Source organism: Streptantibioticus ferralitis (genome assembly GCF_029223525.1).
Classification (GTDB): Bacteria; Actinomycetota; Actinomycetes; order Streptomycetales; family Streptomycetaceae; genus Streptantibioticus_A; species Streptantibioticus_A ferralitis.
The window spans coordinates 1-20,817 of the sequence record NZ_JARHTQ010000060.1 but is presented as its reverse complement, the minus strand read 5'-3'; the positions used below and the strand labels follow the sequence as shown (position 1 = coordinate 20,817).

The window sequence follows — 20,817 nt, the reverse complement described above, 5'->3', positions numbered from 1 at the left end:
CGCCGGCCTGAGCCTCTACTCAGTCATCCGCGAGATACAGACACTCCTCGCAACCTGGACCGGCGCCTGCCCCACATGCCACCGCGACATACCCACCCCAATACCAATCTGACCAAGCACTACTAGGATCCCTCCATGGCCAACCTCTATGACATTCCGCTGCGCACCCTCACCGGTGAGCCCGCCACGCTCGCCGACCACCAGGGCAGGGCGCTGCTCATCGTCAACGTCGCCTCGAAGTGCGGGCTCACCCCGCAGTACGAGGGCCTGGAGCGCTTGCAGAAGCGTTACGCCGACCGCGGCTTCACGGTGCTCGGCTTTCCCTGCAACCAGTTCGGCGGCCAGGAGCCGGGTACCGCCGAGGAGATCGAGACCTTCTGCTCGACGACCTACGGGGTGAGCTTCCCGCTCTACGCCAAGGCCGACGTCAACGGCGACGGGCAGCAACCGCTCTACGCCGAGCTGACCCGGACCGTGGACGCGGACGGCGAGGCGGGCCCCATCCAGTGGAACTTCGAGAAGTTCCTGATCGGCCCCGACGGTACGGTGGCGGGCCGGTTCCGGCCGCGCACCGAGCCGGAAGCGGCGGAGCTCATCGCCGCGATCGAGGGGCTGCTGCCCCACTGAGGACGGATGTTCGGGGGGACCAGTCCCCCCGAACCCCCACACGGTCAGGGGACCAGCCCCCGGACTCTCCTCAGACCTGCTTGGCGATCTCCTCAAGGCGTACCGGCCGCTCCTCCAGGCGGGACACCTCGCAGGCCTCGGCGACCAGCAGGGCGTGCAGCGCCTCCCGGCCGGAGCAGGGGTTGGGCGCTTCACCGCGCGCGGCCTGGACGAAGGCGGCCAACTCCGCCCGGTACGCGCTGTCGAACCGCTCCAGGAATCCGGTCCACGGCCGCGCGGGCCGCTGAGGCCCACCGGGCTCCGCGGAGGTGAACGGGGTACGGGCGTCCAGACCGACGACGAACTGGTCCCGCTCGCCGGACAGTTCCATCCGGACGTCGTAGCCCGCGCCGTTGTAGCGGGTGGCGGTCGCGGTGACCAGGGTGCCGTCGTCCAGGGTGAGCAGCGCGGCGGCGGTGTCCACATCGCCCGCCTGGCGGAAGAACGCCGCGCCACCGGCGGATCCGCGGGCGAACACCTCCACCACCTCGCGGCCGGTCAGCCACCGCACCGCGTCGAAGTCATGCACCAGGCAGTCCCTGATCAGCCCGCCGGACAGCGGGAGGAACTCCGGTGGCGGCGGAGCCGGGTCCGAGGTGATGGCACGGATGGTGTGCACCCTGCCGAGCCGCCCGTCGCGGTACGCCTCGCGGGCGGCCAGGTATCCGGCGTCGAAGCGCCGCTGGAAGCCCATCTGCAGCATGGTTCCGGCGGACTCGACCTCGTGGAGCGCGCGCAGTGTGCCCGCCAGGTCCAAGGCGATGGGCTTCTCGCAGTACGCGGGGAGCCCGGCGCGCGCGGCGCGGGTGATCAGGTCGGCGTGCGACGAGGTGGCCGAGGCGATCACGACCGCTTCGACGCCCGCGGCGAAGAGTCCGTCCACCGATCCGGCCGCCCGTGCGCCGATGCGGGCGGCGACCTCGGCCGCCCGGGCCGGATCGGCGTCGGCCACCACCAACTCGCTCACGGCGGGCTGCGCCCGCAGGGCCTCGGCGTGGAAGGAGCCGATCCGGCCGGTGCCCACAAGTCCGATTCGCATAGCGGTCCTTAACTACTAGAGGGCAGGGCGGTCTTCAGCTGTACAGGGCCGGGCGCTCGATCATCTCGACCTCCACCCGGCGGCCCTCGGCCTGCGCCCTGACTCCGGCCTCGCAGACCGCGGCCGCCGCATAGCCGTCCCAGGTGCTGGGGCCCTCGACCTGGCCGCGCCGGGTGGCGTTGACCCAGCTCTGCACCTCTCGGTCGTAGGCCTCCTCGAAGCGCTCGACGAAGTCCGGGGCGATGGTGCCGCCCCAGCGGCCCGCGGTGTTGGTGAGCAGGGTGTGCGCCTCGCCGATCCGCGCGGTGCCCTGCTCGCAGACCACCTCGGCCTGCACCTGGTAGCCGAAGCGGCAGTTGACGTTGATCTCGACGTCGACGAGTGCGCCGCCGTCGGTCTCGAAGACGACGAACTGCGGGTCGTCGAGACCCTCGGGGGCGTTACCGGAGGCCGTCGGACGCAGCACGGTGACCGCGGTGATCTCCTGGTCGAGCAACCAGCGGGTCACGTCCATCTCGTGCACGACCGAGTCGTTGATCAGCATGGCGTTGGTGAAGCCGGGCGGGGTGGAGGCGTTGCGGTGCCGGTTGTGCAGCATCAGCGGGCGGCCCAGTCCACCGTCGTCCAGCAGTGCCTTGAGCCGCAGGTACTCCGAGTCGTAGCGGCGCATGAAGCCGACCTGGACCAGGCGGTGGCCCAGCTTCTGCTCGGCTTCCAGCACCCGTAGCGCGGAGGCGGCGTCCGGGGTCAGCGGCTTTTCGCAGAGCACCGGCAGATCGCGCTCGAACGCGGCCAGCAGCGCGTCCTCGTGCGCCGGTCCCGGGGAGGCGATCAGCACCGTGTCGACGTCGAAGGCGGCCATCGCGGCGGCCGGGTCGGTGTAGGCGGTACACCCCTCGATGCCGTCGGCGATCCGTCCGGCGCGCTCGGCGTCGATGTCCACCACGGCGGCCACCCGCGCCCCGCTGATCACGTCGTTGATACGGCGCACGTGGTCGGCGCCCATCCGCCCGGTACCGATCACGGCCACGCCGAGTGTTCCCTGCATCGCTTTCTCGTCCTTCCTGAGGGCCCGGGGCCCGGCCCCGGGATTTTCCTTCACACACCAAGGGGGTTGGCAGACCCTCCGATCCAGCCGCCCACGGGGGTTCGGGGGCTGGCCCGGGGTTTCGGGGGCGAAGCCCCGGAGAGGGCCTTCCCCCTGGGGGAGGCGGGCCGTTCCGACCCGGCCGCCCACGGGGGTTCGGGGGCTGGCCCGGGGCTGCGGGGGCGGAGCCCCCGAGAGCGCCTTCCCCCTACGGGAAGCAGACCGTTCCGGCCCGGCCGGCGAGGCCTACGTGTCCGCCGGGGGCCCGGGGGCTGGCCCCCGGAACAGTCATTCACCCGCCGCCCCGGCCCGGCCGGCGAGGCCTACGCTCCGCAGCCCCGTAGGAAGCGGCGGGTGCGCTGGGCGATCGGCAGCGGCTGGTCCGGCGGGCACGGGTACATGTCCTGCTCGACGATCGCGAAGAGGTCCACGCCGAGGTCCTGTGCGGCGGCCAGCACGGGCGGCAGTTCAGGCACACCCCGCGGCGGCTCGCACATCACCCCGCGCCGGACCGCGGGGCCGAACGGCACCTGGTTGGCGACCACATCGGCGAGGATGTCCGGGTCCACCTGCTTCAGATGCAGATAGCCGATCCGCTCGCCGTAGGTCTTGATCAGCTTGACGCTGTCGCCGCCGCAGTAGGCGTAGTGACCGGTGTCCAGACAGAGGTTGACCAGGTCGGAGTCGGTGGAGTCGAGGAAGCGGACCACGTGCTCCTCGGTGTCGATGTGGGTGTCGGCGTGCGGGTGGACCATGATGTCCAGCCCGTAGCGCTCACGTACCTCGTGGGCCAGCCTCTCCATGCCGCCGGCCAGGTGGCCCCACTGCTCGCCGGTCAGCTCGCTGCTCTCGATCAGCTCCGCCGTCTTGTCGTCGCGCCAGAAGGACGGGATGACGACGAGATGCCGTGCGCCCATCGCCTTGGTCAGTTCGGCGACTTCCGCGACATGCTCCCAGGTGGCGTCCCAGACGCCCGGGCCGCGGTGCAGTGCGGTGAAGACGGTTCCGGCGGAGACCTTCAGCGAGCGGCGGGCCAGTTCGTCGACGAGCCGCAGCGGATCGGTCGGCAGATACCCGTACGGCCCCAGTTCGATCCATTCGTAACCGGCTTCGCTGACCTCGTCCAGAAAGCGGGTCCAGGGCACCTGCTGCGGGTCGTCCGGGAACCACACCCCCCAGGAGTCGGGTGCCGAACCGACCCGGATGCGGTCCAGTACGGGGGAGGAGGTAGTGGTCATCTGCGGTGGTCTCCTTGCCGGTTGCGGGCGTTCAGGGGGCAGGGGCGGAGGCGGACGGGAGTTCGGAAGGCTCCGGCAGCACATCGGTGTCGACGCCGCGGACCTGTGCCAACTCGTGTTTGAGCGCCGCCAGTTCGGCGCCCCCCGCCATGTGGTTCGTCAGCTCTTCCAGGCTGACTTCGCTACGTGCCGCGCTCAGCTCCAGCGTGCCCAGCCGCAGCACGGTGAAGTGATCGCCGACCATGTAGGCGTGGTGCGGGTTGTGGGTGATGAAGATGACGCCCAGGCCGCGGTCCCGGGCGGCGGCGATGTACTTGAGGACGACTCCGGACTGTTTGACGCCGAGCGCCGCGGTCGGCTCGTCGAGGATCAGCACCCGGGCGCCGAAGTAGACCGCGCGGGCGATCGCCACTGACTGGCGCTGGCCGCCGGACAGACTTCCGATGGGCTGTTCCAGGTCGTCGAGGACGATGCCCATGTTGCGCAGTTCCTGGTCGGCGGTCTCCTTCATCCGGGCGATGTCCAACCGGCGCAGCGGCCAGCGCCCGCGGGTCATCTCCGAGCCCAGGAAGAAGTTCCGCCACACCGGCATCAACGGCACGGTGGCCAGATCCTGGTAGACGGTGGCGATGCCGCGGGCCAGCGCGTCGCGCGGGGTGCCGAGCCGTACGGGTTCGCCGTCGATGCGGAACTCGCCCTCGGTGTGCTGGTGCAGCCCCGAGATGATCTTGATGAGGGTGGACTTCCCCGCGCCGTTGTCGCCGAGCACACAGGTCACCTCGCCGGGGCTGACCGTCAGGTCGACCCCGTGCAGGGCGCGGATGTTGCCGTAGGACTTGCCGACGCCGCTCAGCTCGACGATGGGCTGCCGGTCCGTGCCGGAGGTTTCGTTGGTCGCCATGGTGATCACTTCCGGGTTGCCTGACGGCGGATCCACAGATTGATGAGGGTCGCGCCGAGGAGCATGACCCCCAGGAACAGCTTGAACCAGTCGGGGTTCCAGTTGGCGTAGACGATGCCCTGGGTGACCATGCCGAACATGAAGGCGCCGATGACCGTGCCGATCGCCGAGCCGTAGCCGCCGGTGAGCAGGCAGCCGCCGATCACCGCTGCGGCGATGTACAGCAGCTCGTTGCCGACGCCCTCACCGGACTGCACGGTGTTGAACGCGAAGAGCTGGTGCATGCCGACGAACCAGGCGCCGAAGCCCACCGCCATGAACAGCGTGATCTTGGTGAAGGCCACCGGTACGCCGACGGCTCGCGCGCTCTCCTTGTTGCCGCCGACGGCGAAGACCCAGTTGCCGTACTTGGTGCGCAGCAGCACCCAGCTGGCGATGGCGGCGAAGGCCAGCCACCACAACACGGTGATCTTGACCGACACCCCCGCGATGGTGATGTCGGAGGAGAAAACCGCCTTGGCCTGGTTGAACCCGTCCATGTCGCTGATCGAGTCGGTCGCGACATTGCCGGTGATCAGTTTGGTGACCGCCAGATTGAGGCCCTGCAGCATCAGGAAGGTGCCAAGTGTCACCAGGAAGCTGGGTAGTCCGGTCTTGACCAGCAGATATCCGTTGAGCGCGCCGATGGCCAGCGAGACCACCAGCGCCACGGCGACGCCCACCCATACGTTCATCGTCAGCTGGTAGCTGACCATGCTGGCGGTCAGCGCCGAGGTGACCACCCCGACCCCGGCCGACAGGTCGAACTCGCCGCCGATCATCAGCAGCGCCACCGGGAGCGCCATGATGCCGATGGTCGAGGACTGATAGAGCACGGTGGCCAGCGAGTCGGCCTGCCGGAAGGTGGGGGCCACCGCGAAGAAGAAGACGAAGACGGCGATCGCACCGACCGCGACCCCGACTTCCGGCCGGGCCAGCAGCCTGCGGGCCGCCGAGCGCTGGGCCGTCCGGCCGTCGGTCTGTGCGGGGGAGGGCGCTGGTGGCGAGGCCGCCGGTGCGTCCTGCTGGGTCATCGTCATCACCGGGTCCCGTTCTGCGCGAACTTGGCGATGGCCGCGACGTTGTTCTTGTCGACGAAGGCCGGGCCGGTCAGCACCGGCGAGGTGCCACCACCGCTGAAGTTGCCGTTGTTCTTGTAGAGCCACAGTCCGTCGACCGCGAGGTAGCCCTGCAGGTACGGCTGCTGGTCGACGGCGAACTGGACCTTGCCGTCCGTGACGGCGTTGACCAGGTCCTTGTTGAGGTCGAAGGTGGCCACCTTGGCCTTGCTGCCCGCGTCGGAGACCGACTGCGTGGCGGTGAGCGCGAACGGGGCGCCGAGGGTGACGACCTCGTCGATCGAGTGGTCCTGCTGGAGTTTGGCGGTGATGGTCGACTTCACCGACGGCATGTCCTGGCCGTTGACGTACAGCAGGTCGGTGGTGCCCTTGAAGTTCTTCTTCACTCCGGCGCAGCGGTCCTCAAGGGAGACGTTGCCCTGCTCGTGGACGACGCAGACGACGTGCTGGGCGCCGAGTTGGTTGAGCTTGTCGCCGACCGCTTGACCGGCGATGGTCTCGTCCTGGCCGAAGTACTCCAGCAGCCCCTGCTGCTTCCAGACGTCGATGCCGCCGTTGAGGCCGACCACCGGGATGCCGCTCTGCTCGGCCTTGGCGACCACGCCCTTCATCGCGTCGGGCTTGGCCAGGGTGACCGCGATCCCGTCGACCTTCTGGTCGATCGCGTTCTGCACCAGGTTGGCCTGGTTGGCGGCGTTGGGGTCGGAGGAGTAGACGAGCTGGATGTTGTCCTTGGCGGCGGCGGCTTGAGCTCCCTTGCGTACCAGGTCCCAGAAGGTGTCACCCGGGGCCTGATGGGTGATCATCGCGACCTTGATCCGGGGGGTGTCGGCGTGGCCTGCCGATATGCCGTTGGCGGAGTCGGCGGCCTTCTTGCCGCCGGAGCCGCTGGCGCATCCGGCGAGCAGGAGGGCGCCTGCCGCGAAGGCGGCAACGGTGGCTGTTCTGCGGGTTCTGGCGGAGATTTCCATCGGTCCTGATACCTCGCTGCGGGGAAGGGGGAGGCGGATCGGGGGCAATGGAGTCCGGGAGGACTCGGGGTGACAGCCGGGCCGGGTGGTGTGACGCGCTTAACGCGGCTGTTGCAAACGGGAGCCAACCCCTTGCCGAGAGCCCTGTCAAGGGTTTGTTATGACATCAGTTCATCTCGACGTAACGACGCGATAACGTCCCCATGGGACCCGATCCAGAGGCGCGGCCCCAAAACGCGGGGTCAGGAGGCCCTCCACCCCCACCGGCGGCGAACGGTCAGGACGTTCGAATGTAAAGACAAAGCGTTGACAGGGTCAACGCGCGAGCAGTAGACCTGTCAGGGCCGGGCGTTCGGACCGGCGCGTGAGGGACCACAAGGAGCCATGCCCATGACCGAGCCGTACGACCTGATCACGATGGGCCGGATCGGGGTGGACATCTATCCGTTGCAGACCGGGGTGCCGCTGGCGCAGGTCGAGACCTTCGGCAAGTTCCTGGGCGGCTCGGCGACCAACGTGGCGGTGGCCGCCGCCCGCCTCGGCCGGACCAGCGCGGTGATCAGCCGCACCGGCCAGGACCCCTTCGGCATGTACGTCCACCAGGCACTGAAGGAGTTCGGGGTGGACGACCGCTGGGTGACACCGGTGGAGCGGTACCCCACACCGGTCACCTTCTGCGAGATCTTCCCGCCCGATGACTTCCCGCTGTACTTCTACCGCCAGCCCAAGGCCCCCGACCTGGAGATCCACGAGGGGGAGCTCGACCTCGGCGCCGTCCGCGCGGCCCGGATCTTCTGGATGACCGGCACCGGCCTGTGCGCCGAACCCAGCCGCTCGGCCACGCTCACCGCGCTACGGGCTCGCGACAAGTGCGGCACCACCGTCTTCGACCTCGACTGGCGGCCGATGTTCTGGAACGACCCCGAACAGGCCCGCCCCTTCTACACCGAGGCGCTGGCACACGCCACCGTCGCCGTGGGCAACCTCGACGAGTGCGAGATCGCCACCGGCGTACGGGAGCCATGGGCCTGCGCACGCGCCCTGCTGACGGCCGGAGTCGAGCTGGCGGTGGTCAAGCAGGGACCCAAGGGCGTGCTCGCCGTGCACCGCGACGGCCGGTCCGCCGAAGTGCCGCCGGTGCGGGTCGAGGTCGTCAACGGCCTCGGCGCGGGCGATGCGTTCGGTGGCGCGCTGTGCCACGGGCTGCTCGCCGACTGGGAGTTGGGCCACATCATGCGCTACGCCAACGCCGCCGGAGCACTGGTCGCCTCCCGCCTCGCCTGCTCCTCCGCCATGCCCACCGAGTCCGAGGTCGAGGACCTCCTCGCACATGGCTGACCCACTGCTTCCCGTGAAAGCGAGCACCCCTTGAGCATCAGCATCAGCGACCTCGTCAAGGTGCGCGCCCAGCACCCCGAGGCCATCGCCGAAGCCGCGGCGCGCCGGGTCAGACGGCCTCTGATCGGACCCGGTGGCCGACTGATGATCATCGCCGCCGACCATCCGGCGCGCGGCGCGCTCGCCGTCGGCGACCACAACCTGGCCATGGCCAACCGGGCCGACCTGCTGGAACGGTTGTGCACCGCGCTCTCCCGGCCCGGCGTCGACGGGGTGCTCGGCACCGCTGACATCCTGGAGGACCTGCTGCTGCTCGGCGCGCTCGACGGCAAGATCGTCATGGGCTCGATGAACCGCGGCGGGCTCGCCGGGGCCTCCTTCGAGCTGGACGACCGCTTCACCGGCCACCGCGCTCAGGACATCGCCCGGTTGGGCTTCGACGCGGGCAAGCTGCTGCTGCGCATCGACTACGCCGACGCCGGGTCGCTGACCACCCTGCACTCCACCGCCCGGGCCATCGACGAGATGGCGGAACTGCGACTGCCGGTCTTCGTCGAGCCGTTCATCTCCCGGCGGGCGGGCGGCAAGGTGACCAACGACCTGAGCGCGCCGGCCGTCACCAAGTCCATCGCCATCGCCTCCGGACTCGCCGGAACCTCCGCCTACACCTGGCTGAAGGTGCCGGTCACCGAGAACGTCGACGACATGGCGGCCGTCATGGAGACCTCCACGCTGCCCGCCGTGCTGCTCGGCGGTGAGGTGAGCAAGGACCAGGAGGGGCTGTACGAGAAGTGGCGCAAGGCGCTGCGGCTGCCCACCGTCCAGGGCCTGGTCGTCGGCCGTTCGCTGCTCTATCCGGCGGAGGGCAGCGTGCAGACCGCCGTCGACACCGCCGTCGGCCTGCTCTGAACCCGCCCAGTGCCAGGAGACTTGAGATCATGACCTCCCACGACTTCCATCTCCCCGCCGGAAGCGCCGCCGAGGGCCCCTACGCGGTGGACATCGACCCCAAGCGGGCCGACTGGGGATACTCCGCACTGCGCGTCCTCGAACTGCCGCCCGGCGGCTCGCACTCCCTGGCGACCGGCGACAGCGAGTGGATCGTGTTGCCGCTCAGCGGCGGATGCACCGTGGCCACCGAAGGGCAGACCTTCGAACTGCACGGCCGCGACAGCGTGTTCGCCGCCGTCACGGACTTCGCCTATCTGCCACGCGACGCGCACGCCCGGATCGACAGCCGCGCGGGCGGCCGCTTCGCCCTCACCGGCGCCCGCTGCACCCGCAGACTGCCCGCCCGCTACGGACCGGCCTGCGACGTGCCGGTGGAACTGCGCGGCACCGGCAACTGCTCCCGCCAGGTCAACAACTTCGCCGCCGCAGGCGTCTTGGAGTGCGACAAGCTCATCGCCGTCGAAGTCCTCACCCCCGGCGGCAACTGGTCCTCGTACCCGCCGCACAAGCACGACGAGTGCCGTCCGGGCCAGGAGTCACAGCTGGAGGAGATCTACTACTTCGAGATCGCCGCCGCGCACGGCACCGAAGGCGTCGGCTACCAGCGGGTCACCCCCTCCGGGCACGGCCGTGGCCCTGACGTGCTCGCCGAGGTCCGGCACGGCGACACCGTACTGATCCCCGACGGCTGGCACGGGCCGTCGATCGCCGCACCCGGCCACGACATGTACTACCTCAACGTGATGGCCGGTCCGGGCGCCGAGCGCGAGTGGCTGATCTGCGACCACCCCGACCACGCCTGGATCCGCGGCAGTTGGGAAGGCCGGCCCGTCGACCCCCGGCTACCTCTTTACACCGCCCCATGTGGAGGAGCGCGATGACTACACGACGGCTCACCGTCGCCCAGGCACTGGTGGAGTTCCTGGCCCACCAGTACACCGAGCGGGACGGCCGCAAGTCCCGCCTGATCAGCGCCTGCTGGGGCATCTTCGGGCACGGCAACGTCGCCGGACTCGGCCAGGCGCTGCTGGAGTCCGGTCGCTCCGCGATGCCGTACCTCCAGGGCCGCAACGAGCAGGCCATGGTGCACGCGGCCGTCGGCTACGCCCGGCAGTCCAACCGGCTGTCCGCGCACGCGGTCACCACCTCCGTCGGCCCGGGCGCCACCAACCTCGTCACCGGTGCGGCACTGGCCACCGTCAACCGCATCCCGGTACTGCTGCTGCCCGGCGACACCTTCGCCACCCGTACCGCCGACCCGGTGCTCCAGCAGCTTGAGGTGCCCTACGCGGGGGACGTCTCGGTCAACGACACGCTGCGGCCGGTGTCCCGCTACTTCGACCGGGTGGTGCGCCCCGAGGCGCTGATCCCGGCGGCGCTGCAGGCGATGCGGGTGCTCGCCGACCCGGTCGAGACCGGTGCCGTCACCCTCGCCCTGCCGCAGGACGTGCAGGCCGAAGCCTTCGACTGGCCCGAGGAGTTCTTCGCCGAACGGGTGTTGCAGGTGCGCCGCCCGGCCCCGGACCCGGTGGAGCTGGCGGCGGCGGTCACCGCGATCCGTGGCGCCCGGCGTCCGCTGATCGTCGCGGGCGGCGGTGTCCACCACAGCGAGGCAGAGGAGGCGCTGCGGGCCCTGGTCGACGCGACCGGCATCCCGGTGGCGTCGACACAGGCGGGCAAGGGCTCGCTGCGCCATGACCACCCCGCGGACCTGGGCGGCATCGGCCACACCGGCACCGCGGCCGCCGACGACCTGGCCCGCACCGCCGACCTGGTCATCGGCGTGGGCACCCGGTACACCGACTTCACCACGGCCTCCCGCACCCTCTTCGCCGCCGACGGCGTGCGCTTCGTCAACCTCAACATCGCGGCCTTCGACGCCCACAAACTGAGCGCGGTACCGCTGGTCGCCGACGCCCGGGCCGGCCTCCAGGCGCTCACCGAAGCGCTCACCGGCCATCGCGTCGACGAGGCGTACCAGGCCGAATACCGTACGGGCAAGGTGCGTTGGGACCGGGTCGTGGACGCCGCCTACGCGGCCGAGGACGAGGACGCGCGTCCCACCCAGACCCAGGTGCTCGGCGCCCTGGACTCGGTGGTCGGCGATGACGACGTCATCATCAACGCGGCCGGTTCGCTCCCCGGCGACCTGCACAAGCTGTGGCGCGCCCGCTCGCCGCGCCAGTACCACCTGGAGTACGGCTACTCCTGCATGGGCTACGAGATCCCCGCCGGCATCGGAGTGCGGCTTGCCGCCCCGGACCGACCGGTCTGGTCACTGGTCGGCGACGGCACGTATCTGATGATGCCCACCGAGATCGTCACGGCCGTCCAGGAGGGCGTCAATGTCAACATCGTCCTGATCCAGAACCACGGCTACGCGTCCATCGGCGGTCTGTCCGAGCAGATCGGCGCCGAACGCTTCGGCACCGCCTACCGGTTCCGGTCCGAGGACGGCGCTTACGACGGCGACCCGCTGCCGGTCGACCTCGCCGCCAACGCCGCCAGCCTCGGCATGGAGGTGATCCGCGCTGCCACCGTCCGCGAACTGCGCGCCGCCCTGACCACCGCCCGCGCCTCGGCCAGGCCGACCTGTGTGTACGTCGAGACGGATCCCGGGCAGACCTCGCCTGGCGCCCAGGCGTGGTGGGACGTGCCGGTGGCCGAGACCGCCACCCGGCCCGCCGCGGTCAAGGCACGCAAGGAGTACGACCGGCAGGTGGCCGCCCGGCGACACCATCTGTGACCCCCGGCACCGCGTGGCAGACGCGCGGAAGCACGGGTACCAGGGCCGAGAAACCCCACATGTCAGGACAATGTGATGTCAGACTTTCCTGTCAGCTTTACCGGCGGATATTCTCGGCCCGTGCCCAAGCCTGAGTCCGCAAGCCTTGACTTCGCGGTGGACCGGTCGAGCCCCGTGCCGCTCTACTACCAACTCGCCCAGCAGTTGGAGAGTGCCATCGAGCACGGTCGGCTCGCCCCGGGCAGTCTGCTGGGTAACGAGATCGAGTTGGCCGGGCGGCTCGGCCTGTCCCGGCCGACCGTCCGCCAGGCCATCCAGTCGCTCGTCGACAAGGGGCTGCTGGTCCGCCGCCGCGGCATCGGAACCCAGGTCGTACACAGCCAGGTCAAGCGCCCGCTCGAACTGAGCAGCCTCTACGACGACCTGCAGGCCGCCGGACAGAGCCCGGCCACCCGGGTGCTGCGCAACGAGACCGAGCCCGCGTCGGCCGAGGTCGCCGCCGCCCTGGGGATCGCCGAGGGCAGCGAGGTCCAGGTGATCGAGCGGCTGCGCCTCACCCACGGCGAGCCGATGGCGTACCTGTGCAACTACCTGCCCGCCGAGCTGCTGGACCTCGACAGCGCGAGGTTGGAGGAGACCGGCCTGTACCGGCTGATGCGCGGCGCGGGCATCACCCTGCACAGCGCCCGGCAGGCGGTCGGTGCCCGCACCGCCACCGCCGAGGAGGGCGAGCAGCTCATGGAGCCGGAAGGGGCCGCGCTGCTGACCATGCAGCGCACGACGTACGACGACACCGGCCGCGCGGTGGAGTACGGCACGCACATCTACCGCGCCTCGCGCTACGCCTTCGAGTTCCAGCTGCTGGTCAGGCCCTGATCTCGGGGTCCGGCCCGCCGTCATGAACAATGGACGGTCGGCAGGTCCCCGAGGAAGGCAAGGAATCAGTGGCGAGCGTAGAAAGGCGGCTGCGCGCGGTCGGTGCCATCATGGCGGCCGCCCTGGCCGCGACCGCGGCGGGATGCAGCAGCACCGGGGGACTGCGAGCCGAGGAGCGGGCCAAGCAGGCCGCGGCCAACGGCAAGGTCGTCACCACCCCTCGGTGGACGGTGGCCATGGTCACGCACTCCGGAGCCGGTGACACCTTCTGGGACATCGTCCAGAACGGCGCCAAGCAGGCCGCCGTCAAGGACAACATCAACTTCCTGTACTCCAACAGCGACCAGAGCGACCAGCAGGCACAGCTGGTGCAGGCCGCCATCGACCAGCACGTCGACGGGCTCATCGTCACCCTCGCCAAGCCGGACGCGATGAAGGCCGTGGTCGCCAAGGCGGAGCGAGCCGGCATACCGGTGATCACCATCAACTCCGGCGCCGAGGAGTCCAAGGCGTTCGGTGCGCTCACCCACGTAGGCCAGGACGAGACGATCGCCGGTCAGGCGGTCGGTGACGCGCTCGACCAACGCGGCAGGAAGCACGCCCTGTGCGTGCTGCACGAGCAGGGCAACGTCGGCCACGAGCAGCGCTGCGCCGGAGTGAAGCAGGCCTTCCACGGCACGGTGGACAACCTCTACGTCAACGGCACCAACATGCCCGACGTGCAGTCCGCGATCCAGGCCAAGCTGGCCTCCGACAAGTCGGTCGACGCCGTGGTCACCCTGGGCGCGCCGTTCGCCGCCACCGCGGTGAAGGCCAAGCAACAAGCCGGCAGCGGCGCCGAGATCGACACCTTCGACCTCAACGCCCAGGTCGCCCAGGGGCTGTCCGACGGCAGCCTGGGCTTCGCCGTCGACCAGCAGCCGTACCTGCAGGGGTACGAGGCCGTGGACCTGCTGTGGCTCTACAAGTACAACCGGGACGGCCTCGGCGGCGGCAAGCCGGTGCTCACCGGCCCGCAGATCGTCACCAAGGACGACGCGGACGCGCTGCGCCAGTACACCCAGCGGGGCACCCGATGACCGAAGCCACCGCCGACGAGCGCCTGGTGCGACGTTCCCTGTCGCGAGGCCTGCTGGCCCGCCCCGAACTGGGTTCGGTGGTCGGGGCCCTCGCGGTACTCCTCTTCTTCTCCTTCGCCGCCGACTCCTTCCTGCAGGCGTCCAGCCTCGGCACCGTGCTGTACGCCTCCTCGACCATCGGGATCATGGCGGTCCCGGTGGCCCTGCTGATGATCGGCGGCGAGTTCGACCTGTCGGCCGGGGTGATGGTCACCACGTCCGCGCTGGTCTCGTCGATGTTCAGCTACCAGATGACCGCGAACGTCTGGGTCGGCGTCGGCGTCTCCCTGCTGGTCACCTTGGCCATCGGGTTCTTCAACGGCTTCGTGCTGACCCGCACCAAGCTGCCGAGCTTCATCATCACGCTCGGCACCTTCCTGATGCTCACCGGGCTCAACCTGGGCTTCACCAAGCTGATCAGCGGCACGGTGTCCACCAAGAGCATCTCCGACATGGAGGGCTTCGACTCCGCCCGCGCGGTGTTCGCCTCGCACCTGACCATCGGCTCCGTCGACCTGCAGATCACCATCGTGTGGTGGCTCGCCCTGGTGGCGGTGGCCACCTGGGTCCTGCTGCGCACCCGGGCCGGCAACTGGGTCTTCGCGGTGGGCGGGGGCGCCGAGGCCGCCCGCGCGGTGGGCGTTCCGGTGGCGCGTACGAAGATCGGCCTCTACATGGCCGTGGCGCTGTGCGCCTGGATCTCCGGCCAGCATCTGCTGCTCTCGTTCGACGTGGTGCAGTCCGGTGAGGGCGTCGGCAACGAACTGCTCTACATCATCGCGGCCGTCATCGGCGGCTGTCTGATGACCGGCGGCTACGGCTCGGCGATCGGCTCGGCCGTCGGCGCGTTCATCTTCGGCATGACCAGCAAGGGCATCGTGTACGCGCAGTGGAACCCCGACTGGTTCAAGTTCTTCCTCGGGGCGATGCTGCTGCTCGCCACCCTGCTCAACCACTGGGTACGCAAACGGGCGGAGGCGGCCGCATGACGACAGCGCTGGTGGAGCTGACCGACGTCAGCAAGTTCTACGGCAACATCAAGGCGCTGGAAGGCGTCTCGCTCCAGGTGTACCCGGGCGAGATCACCTGCGTGCTCGGCGACAACGGGGCGGGCAAGTCCACCCTCATCAAGATCGTCTCCGGGCTGCACCAGCACGACGGCGGAACGTACCGGATCGAGGGCGAGGAGGTGCGGCACGCCTCACCGCGTGAGGCCCTGGACCGCGGAATCGCCACCGTCTACCAGGACCTGGCCGTCGTGCCGCTGATGCCGGTCTGGCGGAACTTCTTCCTCGGCTCCGAGCCCAGGAAGGGGCGCGGCCCCTTCAAACGCCTCGACGTCCACACGATGCGCGAGACCACCCGCAGCGAACTGCTGCGGATGGGCATCGATCTGCGCGATGTCGACCAGCCCATCGGCACGCTGTCCGGTGGCGAGCGGCAGTGCGTGGCGATCGCCCGCGCCGTGTACTTCGGCGCGAAGGTCCTGGTGCTCGACGAGCCGACCGCCGCGCTCGGTGTCAAGCAGTCCGGCGTCGTGCTGAAGTACGTGGCCGCCGCGCGCGACGCGGGACTCGGTGTGGTGCTCATCACACACAACCCGCACCACGCCCATCTGGTCGGCGACCGGTTCGTCCTGCTGAAGCGCGGTGCGATGGCGGGCAGCCACGCCAAGGCGGAGATCACCCTGGACGAACTCACCCGCCAGATGGCGGGCGGTAGTGAATTGGAGCAGCTCAGCCACGAACTGCGGCGGACCACGGCGGCCGACAGGTAGACGTCCCGCCGGCCACGCCCCCGGAATCCCCAATCACCGTGCCGATGAGGCAGAATCGGCCAGGAGAGCCCCCGACCCGGAGAGACCCCTTGAGCGCCTACCGCGAACGCGTCCACCGTACGGGCGCGGCGCGAGCCACCGTCCTGCAGACCGTCGGCCGCCGCGAACGCCGCTCGCATCTCACCGCGCCCCGGGTGCCCACGGTGGGCATCGACATCGGCGGCACCAAGGTGATGGCGGGCGTCGTGGACGCCGACGGCAACATCCTGGAGAAGCTGCGCACCGAGACTCCGCACAAGTCCAAGAGTCCCAAGGTGGTTGAGGACACCATCGTCGAGCTGGTGCTCGACCTGTCCGAGCGGCACGATGTGCACGCCGTCGGCATCGGCGCCGCGGGCTGGGTGGACGCCGACCGCTCCAGGGTGCTCTTCGCCCCGCATCTGTCCTGGCGCGACGAACCCCTGCGCGACCGGCTCGCCGAGCGGCTGCTGGTGCCGGTCATGGTGGACAACGACGCCAACGCCGCGGCCTGGGCGGAGTGGCGGTTCGGTGCCGGGCGCGGTACGGACGACCTCGTCATGATCACGCTGGGCACCGGCATCGGCGGCGCGATCCTGGAGGACGGCCAGGTCAAGCGGGGCCGGTACGGCGTCGCGGGCGAATTCGGCCATATGCAGGTGGTGCCCGGCGGACACCGCTGCCCGTGCGGCAACCGCGGCTGCTGGGAGCAGTACAGCTCGGGCAACGCCCTGGTCCGCGAGGCCCGCGAACTCGCGGCCGCCGAGTCCCCGGTGGCGTACGGGATCATCGACCGGGTCGACGGAAACATCGCCGAGATCACCGGGCCGCTGATCACCGAGCTGGCCCGCGAGGGCGACGCGATGTGCGTCGAACTGTTCCAGGACATCGGCCAGTGGCTCGGTGTCGGCATCGCCAATCTCGCCGCCGCCCTCGACCCGTCCTGCTTCGTCATCGGCGGAGGTGTGAGCGCGGCCGACGACCTGCTGATCGGTCCGGCCCGGGACGCCTTCCGCCGCACCCTGACCGGTCGCGGCTACCGGCCGGAGGCACGCATCATCAAGGCCGAACTGGGACCCGAGGCGGGCATGGTGGGGGCCGCGGACCTCGCCCGGCTGGTCGCCCGCCGCTTCCGCCGTACCAACCGGCGGCGGGTGGAACGGTATGAGCGCACCGGGCTCACCACGCTACTGGCGCCGCGCGGCCGGGAGGACGACCGATGACCCCGCCCGCCGTACCGATACGCCCTGGTTCCGAGTACCCGCCGGGCGGGACGCCGCCGAAGCGGCGCCGGTGGGTGCAGTGGATCGTGGTCGCCGTGCTGATCCTCGTCCCGTCCGGCTACGGGGCGGTCGCCGCGGTGCAGAGCCGTGACACCGACGGGGCCAAGTCGCTGAAGGCCGAGATGGCCGGACTGGTCGACGACTGGCCGGCGCGGACGCAGCGCAGCATCTACCAGGTGCCGATCCCCTACAACGCCACCAAGGTCGCCTACTTCGAGACGAACTCGTGGCAGACCAGCTCGCTGTACGTGCAGTTCACCACCACCGCGGGCGGACTCGACACGTTCCTGGCCCAGTTGGGCGCGGGGCGTGCGGACCTCAGGAACGGCGCGGTGTCCGTCACGGCCGACCAGGCCGGTCGGGTCGGCTGGAAGTTCTCGCCCGGCCACGACTGGGCGGGGACCGTCCTTCCCGCGCACGGTGACAAGCCGCGGCACGAGATCACGGTTAACCTCGACAACCCGGACAAGCCATCCGTTTACCTGGTTTCCACGGCGACTTTCCACTGAGCTGCTGCCCGACGGGTCGTGACCGCTGGGGTGGGGGTGGGTCTGGCGCCCGCATGAACGCCGGTCCGATTCATCGTGTTTCGTCCCTGTGAGGCGCTCCGCGGGCTGGCCGCCGCCGACCGCTGGACCTGGCTCGTCATTGCCGCCCACACCCAACTCCGCCTCGCCCGGCCCCTCGCGGAAGCCCCCCGCGGAAGCCCCCCCGCAAACCCTGGGAGCGGCCCGCGCGCCAGGGACGCCTCACATTCGCACGCGTCCGTGGGGGATTTCGCCGCCTCCGCGGGAAAACCCCTCGACTGGCTGGCGCACCGAAAACGAGCACCGCAGGCCCCGGCCGACCAGCCGGCATCGGGAACAAGCACCGGAGAACTTCCGCCCCCGCAAGGCCGGACGTCGGGCCCTGCTCGCCCGATCAGGGCGTTGCCCCCTTGGTGGGTCGGACTGCAAACGCGTTCGTGAGGGCCTTGCGGAACGCGTGTGCTGCGGGTGACGGTGGTGTGCGTTCGAGCAGGTGGATTCGCCTGGTGACCACGGGATCGGCCAGTGGTCGGACGGCGAGCGCCTGGGAGCCGAGGAGCGGCAGGACTCCTGTTGGTACGGCGCTGACGCCGATGTTCGCCGCGACCAGTCCGGCCACCGTGGGCACCCCCCGGGCGGTGACGAGCGCGCGGGGGCTGGTGCTTGCTGCGTCGAATCCGAAGTCGGTCAGCGCGCGGACGCTGCTTCCGGGCAACAGGGCGACAAACGGGTGCTGCGCCAGTTGCGCCCAGGTGATCTCGTCCAGGGCGGCGAGGGGGCTGTCCGGGGGTGTGACGGCGACCAGCGTGTCGGTGGTCAGCAGTTCGACATCGGCGAAGTCGGGAGCCAGGTGCGTCTGCCGGGCCTCGCACATCGCCAGATCGACGTGTCCGGCCCTGAGCAGGTCCACGCCTTCGTCGGCCGGTACATCGAAGACGGTGACCGAACGGCCTGGCCTGCCGCGTGTGAACTCTCTGACAGCGGCTGGCAGCACAGTGGCCGCCACGGAGGGCAGCACGGCGACGGCGACCTCGCCGTTCTCGCCCGCCTGGTATCCGTCCCATTGCCGGTGGCCGCGGTCGGCGGCAGCGAGGACGTTCCGGGCGATCGCAAGGTAGGCGCGGCCGGCATCCGTCAGTTCTACCGCCCGCGTGGTGCGTGTGAACAGCGTGGCGTTCACCACGCGCTCTACGAGAGCCACGGTCCGTGACACCACCGGCTGGCCGATGTGCAGGTCGCGGGCCGCGCCGCTGAACGAGCGGTTGCGGGCCACGGCGTCGAGGACCGCCATCTGGGACAGGGACACGTCCATGTCGACAGAGCATAGGTCCATGCGCAATCAATGTCTTCTCGTAGGTAAATGGTCGACCTAGCGTGGAGGCATCGCCCGCCTGAATACAGGCAAATCGCTTCTTTCGTCCGGAAGTAGGTGCCATGGGAGTCGGGATGCTCGCGGCAACCCGGATCGGCTGCGGGGCCGGGTTCGCCGGCGACCGCTTCGCCCCGGCGTCCGACCTGCTGATGCCGACTGTCCATGGTCGCGCACGCGGATGACTCGGACACGGCCGCGCGGCTCGGTGAGGAGGTCACCGCGCTGTACACCAACGGCCCCGCCGGAGGAGGCGGCGTTCGGGTGACCACCGAACCGGTTCTCGGCGTGGTGTCCAGCACTGTGCACCGCAGTGCCGCTGTCCCCTCGATCGACCTGCTGGGGAGCCGCTCATGACCCCGGCGAGTGCACCCGGCCCGACCCTGCGCGAGCTGGCCCCTGCGCGCGCCGGCGACAAGGGACGCAGCCTGACTCTGACCGTCGTGGCCCGCAACGCGGCCAACTACCCGATGCTGCGCGCGGGCCTGACCGCCGCCGCCGTACGCGAGCACCTGTCACCGCGCATCAGCGGCGACGTCCACCGCTATGAGATGCCCGCCACCGCAACGCTGCTGTTCCTGTCCGAACGCACTCCCGACGACTCCGTCAACACCTCGCTGCACCGCGACCGGCACGGCAAGACCCTCTCCGGCCTCCTCCTGGACCTCCCCATCCCCACCGAACCGACCACCCCCTCCCGAAGCTTGGAATCAACATGACCGCACCCGACGTACCCGCGACCACGCAGACGCTCCAGGTCCAGGGCAAGACCCGCACACTGACCGTCGTAGGCCGAACGGGCCGGCAGCCGCGACCGGTCGTCCTGCTGCTGCACGGCTCCAACCAGACGGCTGCCAAGCTACGTGCCTTCACCGCCCATGCCTTCGACCGCCTCGCCGCGGACGGCGCAGCCGTGCTCGCCTATCTCGACGGCTACAAGCAGCACTGGAACGACGCCCGCATCTCCAACCAGTTCGCCGCGCGCACCGAGGACTACGACGACGTCGCCTTCGTGCGCGACGCCATCGACCACCTGGTGCTTCGCCACGGCGGTGACCCCTCCCGGGTGTACGTGGTCGGATTCTCCAACGGCGGTCAGATGGCGATCCGCCTCGTCCACGAGATCCCCGACCTCCTGGCCGGCGCCGCGGTGATCTCCGCCACCCAGCCGGCCGAAGAGAACTTCGCCCCCACCAACCCCGTGCACCACCCACTGCCGATCATGCTCGTACACGGCACCAAGGACCCGCTCGTGCCCTACAACGGCGGCATGGCCAGCATGTGGGGCTTCCGCCCCCGTGGCCTCGGCCTGTCGGCACCCCAGACCGCCCGCTACTACGCTCAGCGCAACAGGATCAGTGCCGAGCCGGTCACCGAACAGGTCGAAAACACAGCGGGCGGCGGCGCCGGGCGTACCAAGACCTCCGTGACGGCGCTTCACTATCGCCAGTCCGGGCGCCAGCCGGTCTCCCTCTACACGGTCAACGGCGGCGGCCACACCATCCCCGGCACGAAGAAGGCGCCCTTCCTCATGGGCCGCACCGACCTGGCCTTCGACACGGCCGCCGCCGTCGCCGCCTTCTACGCCCTGCCCGCGATACTGAACGAGCTGGACGAGGTGGGCGAACTCCGCTCCACGAGCGCTCTCAGAGCTGAGCACTGACGGTGGGCGTGTCAGGGACTTTGTGTAAGTCCTTGGCGTTCACCGGACGTTGAGCCGGTCCTCGAAGAAGAGTGAGAACTGGTTCAGCGCCTTCTTCCAGTGTGGCGCGACTTGGTTGAGATCGCGGGCCT

The 20,817-nt window shown here is 70.0% G+C and carries 21 protein-coding genes and 1 pseudogene; 15 read left to right on the top strand and 7 right to left on the bottom strand.

What is annotated here, in order from left to right; genetic code table 11:
• Positions 1–135: 135 nt before the first annotated feature.
• Positions 136–627: a glutathione peroxidase gene (locus tag P2L57_RS38935; RefSeq protein WP_275823157.1), complete on the top strand. Its 492-nt coding sequence runs from the start codon at positions 136–138 to the stop codon at positions 625–627.
• A gap of 70 nt (positions 628–697) precedes the next feature.
• Here the strand turns inward: P2L57_RS38935 and P2L57_RS38930 are convergent, their stop codons facing one another.
• The 6 genes from P2L57_RS38930 to P2L57_RS38905 form a co-directional block, all read right to left on the bottom strand.
• Positions 698–1,705, bottom strand: coding sequence for a Gfo/Idh/MocA family protein (locus P2L57_RS38930; protein ID WP_275823155.1), 1,008 nt, complete (start codon positions 1,703–1,705; stop codon positions 698–700).
• Positions 1,706–1,739: 34 nt separating this feature from the next.
• Entirely contained in the window at positions 1,740–2,753 is a 1,014-nt protein-coding gene (locus P2L57_RS38925; protein WP_275823152.1) for a Gfo/Idh/MocA family protein, read from the bottom strand.
• Between the two features lie 362 nt (positions 2,754–3,115).
• Complete coding sequence (locus P2L57_RS38920) at positions 3,116–4,030, bottom strand: sugar phosphate isomerase/epimerase family protein (protein ID WP_275823150.1); 915 nt, start codon at positions 4,028–4,030, stop codon at positions 3,116–3,118.
• Positions 4,031–4,061: 31 nt separating this feature from the next.
• Entirely contained in the window at positions 4,062–4,931 is an 870-nt protein-coding gene (locus P2L57_RS38915) for an ATP-binding cassette domain-containing protein (RefSeq protein WP_275823147.1), read from the bottom strand.
• A gap of 5 nt (positions 4,932–4,936) precedes the next feature.
• Positions 4,937–6,010 carry an ABC transporter permease gene (locus P2L57_RS38910; RefSeq protein ID WP_275823145.1) on the bottom strand — a complete coding sequence of 358 codons (1,074 nt, stop codon included), beginning with the start codon at positions 6,008–6,010 and terminating at the stop codon, positions 4,937–4,939.
• Complete coding sequence (locus P2L57_RS38905) at positions 6,010–7,020, bottom strand: substrate-binding domain-containing protein (RefSeq protein WP_275823143.1); 1,011 nt, start codon at positions 7,018–7,020, stop codon at positions 6,010–6,012. Before P2L57_RS38905 ends, P2L57_RS38910 begins: the two co-directional genes overlap by 1 nt.
• 390 nt (positions 7,021–7,410) lie before the next feature.
• Here P2L57_RS38905 and iolC point away from each other — a divergent pair, with 390 nt between their 5' ends.
• From iolC to P2L57_RS38850, 11 genes and pseudogenes are all read left to right on the top strand, one after another.
• Positions 7,411–8,358 (top strand): 5-dehydro-2-deoxygluconokinase, encoded by a 948-nt coding sequence (iolC, locus tag P2L57_RS38900; protein WP_275823141.1) that lies wholly within the window; start codon positions 7,411–7,413, stop codon positions 8,356–8,358.
• 30 nt (positions 8,359–8,388) lie between these two features.
• Positions 8,389–9,267: a Cgl0159 family (beta/alpha)8-fold protein gene (locus P2L57_RS38895; protein ID WP_275823139.1), complete on the top strand. Its 879-nt coding sequence runs from the start codon at positions 8,389–8,391 to the stop codon at positions 9,265–9,267.
• Positions 9,268–9,296: 29 nt separating this feature from the next.
• A complete protein-coding gene (iolB, locus tag P2L57_RS38890) occupies positions 9,297–10,190 on the top strand; it encodes a 5-deoxy-glucuronate isomerase (RefSeq protein ID WP_275823137.1) in 894 nt (297 codons plus the stop codon).
• The gene (gene iolD, locus P2L57_RS38885; protein ID WP_275823135.1) at positions 10,187–12,055 is read left to right on the top strand and encodes a 3D-(3,5/4)-trihydroxycyclohexane-1,2-dione acylhydrolase (decyclizing); all 1,869 of its coding nucleotides are present in this window, start codon (positions 10,187–10,189) and stop codon (positions 12,053–12,055) included. The genes iolB and iolD overlap by 4 nt, the downstream gene beginning before the upstream one ends.
• A gap of 120 nt (positions 12,056–12,175) precedes the next feature.
• Positions 12,176–12,931, top strand: a complete 756-nt coding sequence (locus tag P2L57_RS38880; RefSeq protein ID WP_275823133.1) for a GntR family transcriptional regulator — start codon at positions 12,176–12,178, stop codon at positions 12,929–12,931.
• A gap of 110 nt (positions 12,932–13,041) precedes the next feature.
• Positions 13,042–14,010 carry a sugar ABC transporter substrate-binding protein gene (locus P2L57_RS38875; protein ID WP_275823160.1) on the top strand — a complete coding sequence of 323 codons (969 nt, stop codon included), beginning with the start codon at positions 13,042–13,044 and terminating at the stop codon, positions 14,008–14,010.
• Complete coding sequence (locus tag P2L57_RS38870; RefSeq protein WP_275823131.1) at positions 14,007–15,038, top strand: ABC transporter permease; 1,032 nt, start codon at positions 14,007–14,009, stop codon at positions 15,036–15,038. Before P2L57_RS38875 ends, P2L57_RS38870 begins: the two co-directional genes overlap by 4 nt.
• Positions 15,035–15,826, top strand: a complete 792-nt coding sequence (locus P2L57_RS38865; protein ID WP_275823129.1) for an ATP-binding cassette domain-containing protein — start codon at positions 15,035–15,037, stop codon at positions 15,824–15,826. Before P2L57_RS38870 ends, P2L57_RS38865 begins: the two co-directional genes overlap by 4 nt.
• 89 nt (positions 15,827–15,915) lie before the next feature.
• A complete protein-coding gene (locus P2L57_RS38860; protein ID WP_275823126.1) occupies positions 15,916–17,067 on the top strand; it encodes an ROK family glucokinase in 1,152 nt (383 codons plus the stop codon).
• Positions 17,064–17,636, top strand: a complete 573-nt coding sequence (locus P2L57_RS38855) for a hypothetical protein (RefSeq protein WP_275823124.1) — start codon at positions 17,064–17,066, stop codon at positions 17,634–17,636. The genes P2L57_RS38860 and P2L57_RS38855 overlap by 4 nt, the downstream gene beginning before the upstream one ends.
• Positions 17,637–17,732: 96 nt before the next feature.
• A pseudogene (locus P2L57_RS38850) lies at positions 17,733–18,034 on the top strand (NF041680 family putative transposase); the annotation flags it as partial.
• Between the two features lie 14 nt (positions 18,035–18,048).
• On the opposite strand, the gene P2L57_RS38845 reads toward P2L57_RS38850, so the two are convergent.
• Positions 18,049–18,966 (bottom strand): LysR family transcriptional regulator, encoded by a 918-nt coding sequence (locus tag P2L57_RS38845; RefSeq protein WP_275823122.1) that lies wholly within the window; start codon positions 18,964–18,966, stop codon positions 18,049–18,051.
• Positions 18,967–19,188: 222 nt separating this feature from the next.
• Between P2L57_RS38845 and P2L57_RS38840 the strand changes: the two genes are divergently transcribed.
• Genes P2L57_RS38840 through P2L57_RS38830 form a run of 3 tightly spaced genes read left to right on the top strand, consistent with a single transcriptional unit; the run spans position 19,189 to position 20,686 of the window.
• Entirely contained in the window at positions 19,189–19,380 is a 192-nt protein-coding gene (locus P2L57_RS38840) for a hypothetical protein (protein ID WP_275823120.1), read from the top strand.
• Positions 19,377–19,742, top strand: coding sequence for an AtuA-related protein (locus P2L57_RS38835; RefSeq protein WP_275823118.1), 366 nt, complete (start codon positions 19,377–19,379; stop codon positions 19,740–19,742). Before P2L57_RS38840 ends, P2L57_RS38835 begins: the two co-directional genes overlap by 4 nt.
• Positions 19,739–20,686 carry a CE1 family esterase gene (locus P2L57_RS38830; RefSeq protein WP_275823115.1) on the top strand — a complete coding sequence of 316 codons (948 nt, stop codon included), beginning with the start codon at positions 19,739–19,741 and terminating at the stop codon, positions 20,684–20,686. Before P2L57_RS38835 ends, P2L57_RS38830 begins: the two co-directional genes overlap by 4 nt.
• Positions 20,687–20,817 lie beyond the last annotated feature (131 nt).